The sequence below is a fragment of the Pantoea sp. CTOTU49201 genome (genome assembly GCF_032054795.1).
Lineage (GTDB): Bacteria > Pseudomonadota > Gammaproteobacteria > Enterobacterales > Enterobacteriaceae > Pantoea > Pantoea symbiotica.
The window spans coordinates 1-4278 of sequence record NZ_DAMBSA010000398.1 but is presented as its reverse complement, the minus strand read 5'-3'; the positions used below and the strand labels follow the sequence as shown (position 1 = coordinate 4278).

4 protein-coding genes are annotated in these 4278 nt (G+C 55.2%); 1 reads left to right on the top strand and 3 read right to left on the bottom strand.

Features of this window, described 5'->3' with window-relative positions; genetic code table 11:
* Positions 1–446: 446 nt before the first annotated feature.
* On the bottom strand, positions 447–1556 hold the full coding sequence (gene asd, locus RTY00_RS20855) for an aspartate-semialdehyde dehydrogenase (protein WP_008109860.1): 1110 nt from the start codon (positions 1554–1556) through the stop codon (positions 447–449).
* 196 nt (positions 1557–1752) lie between these two features.
* On the opposite strand from asd, the gene RTY00_RS20850 reads away from it, so the two are divergent.
* Positions 1753–2346, top strand: a complete 594-nt coding sequence (locus RTY00_RS20850) for a YhgN family NAAT transporter (protein WP_008109858.1) — start codon at positions 1753–1755, stop codon at positions 2344–2346.
* Positions 2347–2409: 63 nt separating this feature from the next.
* On the opposite strand, the gene panS is transcribed toward RTY00_RS20850, so the two are convergent.
* Both panS and aqpZ read right to left on the bottom strand, forming a co-directional pair.
* Positions 2410–3333, bottom strand: a complete 924-nt coding sequence (gene panS, locus RTY00_RS20845) for a ketopantoate/pantoate/pantothenate transporter PanS (protein ID WP_312665963.1) — start codon at positions 3331–3333, stop codon at positions 2410–2412.
* A 174-nt stretch (positions 3334–3507) separates the two neighbouring features.
* Positions 3508–4161 (bottom strand): aquaporin Z, encoded by a 654-nt coding sequence (aqpZ, locus tag RTY00_RS20840; RefSeq protein WP_409519157.1) that lies wholly within the window; start codon positions 4159–4161, stop codon positions 3508–3510.
* Between the last annotated feature and the right edge of the window lie 117 nt (positions 4162–4278).

The window sequence follows — 4278 nt, the reverse complement described above, 5'->3', positions numbered from 1 at the left end:
GTTTGGTGCATTCCCAGTAGTGAAAAGGGATCGGCATAATTCCCGGCAAAAAGGGCATTGATCGCCTGGCGATCGGGAAGCTCTGACATGACTTTCTTCCTATGATTTTGCGCAGGCGACCAGAGTCGGCAGGATTATCGCCTCGGGTGCGCTGCTTTTCATTGAGCCATAGGTACACCGCGAGGACACAACCGTCCGTGGGAAAGATCATCACCGTGTACAACAACCATTTAGTTCGAAAAAACGAAAACAGTTAACAACCGGCACATCTCTGTTAAATCATAGCTTGAGGCTGGCAGAAGCCAGGGAGGATCGTGAAAAATTCTTATCGGGCGAGCAAAAAGGGGAAGCGGATCACTTGTCAGGCGCAATTTGCATGAGTTTTTGCAGCCTGGATAACTAAAAAAAGGCCGGGAAACCCCGGCCTGTCTGGTTTGCCGCTGCGCTTAGTCGATCAGCAGACGCAGCATGCGACGCAGCGGTTCAGCCGCGCCCCACAGTAATTGATCGCCCACGGTGAAGGCGGAAAGGTATTCCGGTCCCATGTTCAGTTTGCGCAGGCGTCCCACTGGCGTGGTTAAGGTGCCGGTGACGGCGGCTGGTGTCAGTTCGCGCATGGTGATTTCGCGATCGTTTGGCACCACTTTCACCCATTCGTTATGTGAAGCCAGCAGCTGTTCGATTTCGCTCAGCGGCAGATCTTTCTTCAGCTTCAGGGTGAATGCCTGGCTGTGGCAGCGCAGCGCACCAACGCGCACGCACAGGCCATCAACCGGAATCACATTGCTGGTGCGCAGAATTTTGTTGGTTTCCGCCTGGCCTTTCCACTCTTCGCGGCTCTGGCCGTTATCCAGCTGCTTATCGATCCACGGAATCAGACTGCCCGCCAGCGGCACGCCGAAGTTGTCGGTTGGCAAGGTGCCAGAACGGGTGAAATCGGTCACGCTACGTTCGATATCCAGAATCGCCGAAGCCGGATCCTGCAGCGATTTCGCCACGTGATCGTGCAGCATGCCCATCTGCGTCAACAGTTCACGCATATGACGTGCGCCGCCGCCCGATGCCGCCTGATAAGTGGCAACCGACGCCCACTCAACCAGATCGTTCGCAAACAGGCCACCCAGAGACATCAGCATCAGGCTGACGGTGCAGTTACCGCCAACAAAGGTTTTAATGCCGTTGTCGAGACCCTGACGAATCACGTTATGGTTAACCGGATCGAGAATGATGATGGCGTCATCTTTCATGCGCAGCGTGGAAGCCGCATCAATCCAGTAACCCTGCCAGCCGCTTTCGCGCAGCTTCGGATAGACTTCACTGGTGTAATCACCGCCCTGGCAGGTGATAATAATATCCAGCGCCTTCAGCGCCTCGATATCAAAAGCATCCTGCAGCGCGCCGGTCGACTTACCGCCGAATGTCGGCGCCGCCTGACCAAGCTGTGACGTGGAGAAGAAGACCGGATTGATAACATCAAAATCACGTTCTTCGCTCATGCGTGACATCAGCACTGAGCCGACCATGCCACGCCAACCAATAAAACCTACATTCTTCATTTTCTGTCCGTCTCGGGTGCTCTCGAAAGAGGCCGTGTGGTGCAAGGAAAAGACTGGCCGGATAATCGTGCCAGTCTGCGTAATAATCAGGTTTACCTATGACCGTCAACTCTACAAAATGCAGCACTTCTGGCAAGTGAATTAATTCGATTGCGCTAACTTTTTCAGCAGTACAACTAATAATGGCTAACCCAACATGACTGAAATGATATCCGCGACCATATTGCTGCTGTTGATTATGGACCCGCTGGGCAACCTGCCGATCTTTATGTCGGTCTTGAAGCATCTGGAACCCAAACGCCGCCGCGTGGTGCTGATGCGCGAAATGCTGATCGCGCTGATTCTGATGCTGCTGTTTTTATTCGCCGGTGAACGCATTCTGGCGTTTCTTAATCTGCGCACCGAAACCGTGTCGATTTCCGGCGGCATCATTCTGTTCTTGATCGCCATTCGCATGATTTTCCCTTCCGAGGAGAGCAGCTCCAGCGGCTTACCCGCCGGTGAAGAGCCGTTCCTCGTGCCGCTGGCGATCCCGCTGGTGGCCGGTCCGTCGCTGCTGGCGACGCTGATGTTGTTGTCGCATCAATATCCCAACCAAATGACGCATCTGGTCGGCGCGTTGCTGATCGCGTGGGGCGTGACGGTGGTGATTTTGCTGATGTCGGGGCTGTTTTTACGCCTGCTGGGCGACAAAGGCGTCAATGCGCTGGAGCGACTGATGGGATTGATTTTGATTATGCTGGCGACGCAGATGTTTCTGGATGGGATTCGCACGTATCTGAAGTTGTAACAGCAGATAGGTGCGTTTTGTAGGGTCGCCATTCATGGCGACCGCTATTTACGGAAACCGCGATTATTTCTGCTTCTTGTCGATCGGTTTACCCGACCAGTAACCGGCCAGCAGCGAACCTGACAGGTTGTGCCACACCGAGAACAGCGCGCCCGGCAGTGCGGCCAACGGCGAGAAGTAGAGTTTGCCCAGCGTGGCCGCCAGACCTGAGTTCTGCATGCCCACTTCCAGCGCCAGCGTGCGGCAGGTTGACTCATCGAAGCCAAACAGCTTGCCACCCCAATAACCGCCCAGCAGACCAATCGCGTTGTGCAGGATCACCGCCACAATCACCATCAAGCCGACGGAACCGATAAAGCCCTGGCTGCCTGCCACCACCGCACTGATGATCAGCAGAATACACACCATCGAAAACGCCGGCAGATACGGCTCAACGCGGCGCACCACGCTGTTCATGGAGTGATGGATAATCAGGCCAAGGCTAATCGGAATCACCACGATTTTCACGATGCTGAGCAGCATGCCCACCACATCCACCTGAATGTGCGTATCAACGTAGAAGCGAGTCAACAGCGGCGTGGCGAAAACTCCCACCAGCGCCGAGACGGATGAGATGGTCACCGACAGCGCCACATCGCCCTTCGCCAGATAAATCATCACGTTAGAAGCGGTACCGCTGGCCACGCTGCCGACCAGAATCATGCCTGCCGCCAGATCAGGTGGCATCTGGAATAGCTTTGCCAGACCCCACGCGGCCAGCGGCATCACCAGATAATGCAGGAAAGTACCGGCGATCACCGGCGCCGGACGCACCAGCACGCGTTTGAAATCATCGATATTTAGCGTCACGCCCATGCCGAACATAATCAGCATCAGCAGATAGCTCACCCACGGCCCAATGCCGAGAAAGGTGGTGGGAGAATAATAGGCAGCGACCGAGAGCAGCACGGCCCAGAGCGGGAACAGGCGGGTAAGTTTGCCGAGCATAACCAGACTTCCTTAGGAATTTTTTTATATTGCCACAGATGAAATGTCGCGCAGGGAACGACCACAGCGACGGACGCGGGATCATAACATTTCATTATCTTGACGTAAGGCGGGAAGTCGCTTGCGGGGGAAAATGCGGATCGGCTGCTGCCGATCCGCAGAAATACGGCGAAGTTACTCTGCTTTTTCCAGTACAAAGCGGTAGATCGCACCACCAATCGCGGCACCGATAATCGGTAACAACCAGAACATCCACAGCTGTTCTAATGCCCAGCCGCCCTGGAAGATCGCTACACCGGTACTGCGCGCCGGGTTAACCGAAGTGTTGGTAACCGGAATGCTCACCAGATGGATCAGCGTCAGCGCCAGGCCGATAGCAATCGGTGCGAAACCGGCCGGAGCACGTTTATCGGTCGCGCCCATGATCACAATCAGGAACACAGCGGTCAGCACCAGCTCAGAGATCATGCCCGCCTGCAGGCTAAAGCCACCCGGCGAATGTTCACCGTAACCGTTCGAAGCGAAGCCGCTGGCCGCTGCATCGAAACCGGCTTTACCGCTGGCGATCAGATACAGCACGCCAGCCGCCGCAATCGCACCGACCAGCTGCGCGATAATGTAAGGCACAACCTGCGCTGCCGGGAAACGTCCGCCAACTGTCAGGCCGATGGTGACCGCCGGGTTAAAATGGCCACCTGAAATGTGGCCGACGGCAAATGCCATCACCAACACCGTCAAACCAAATGCCAGCGCGACACCGGCAAAACCAATAGCTAATTCTGGAAAAGCCGCAGCCAAAACCGCACTACCACAACCGCCTAAAACCAGTACAAAGGTGCCGAGTTTTCAGCCACTGATCTTTTCAAATCTATCCCCTCAAATAATTTAATCTTTTCGCGGCGGCGATTATCGTTTTCGGCGATTAAAGCGCAACCGCCGAATGTA

What these genes read in the sequence shown, in the direction of transcription:
- asd (WP_008109860.1), bottom strand. Translation starts at nt 1,556, where the DNA reads ATGAAGAATGTAGGTTTTATTGGTTGGCGTGGCATGGTCGGCTCAGTG.
- panS (WP_312665963.1), bottom strand. Translation starts at nt 3,333, where the DNA reads ATGCTCGGCAAACTTACCCGCCTGTTCCCGCTCTGGGCCGTGCTGCTC.
- RTY00_RS20850 (WP_008109858.1), top strand. Translation starts at nt 1,753, where the DNA reads ATGACTGAAATGATATCCGCGACCATATTGCTGCTGTTGATTATGGAC.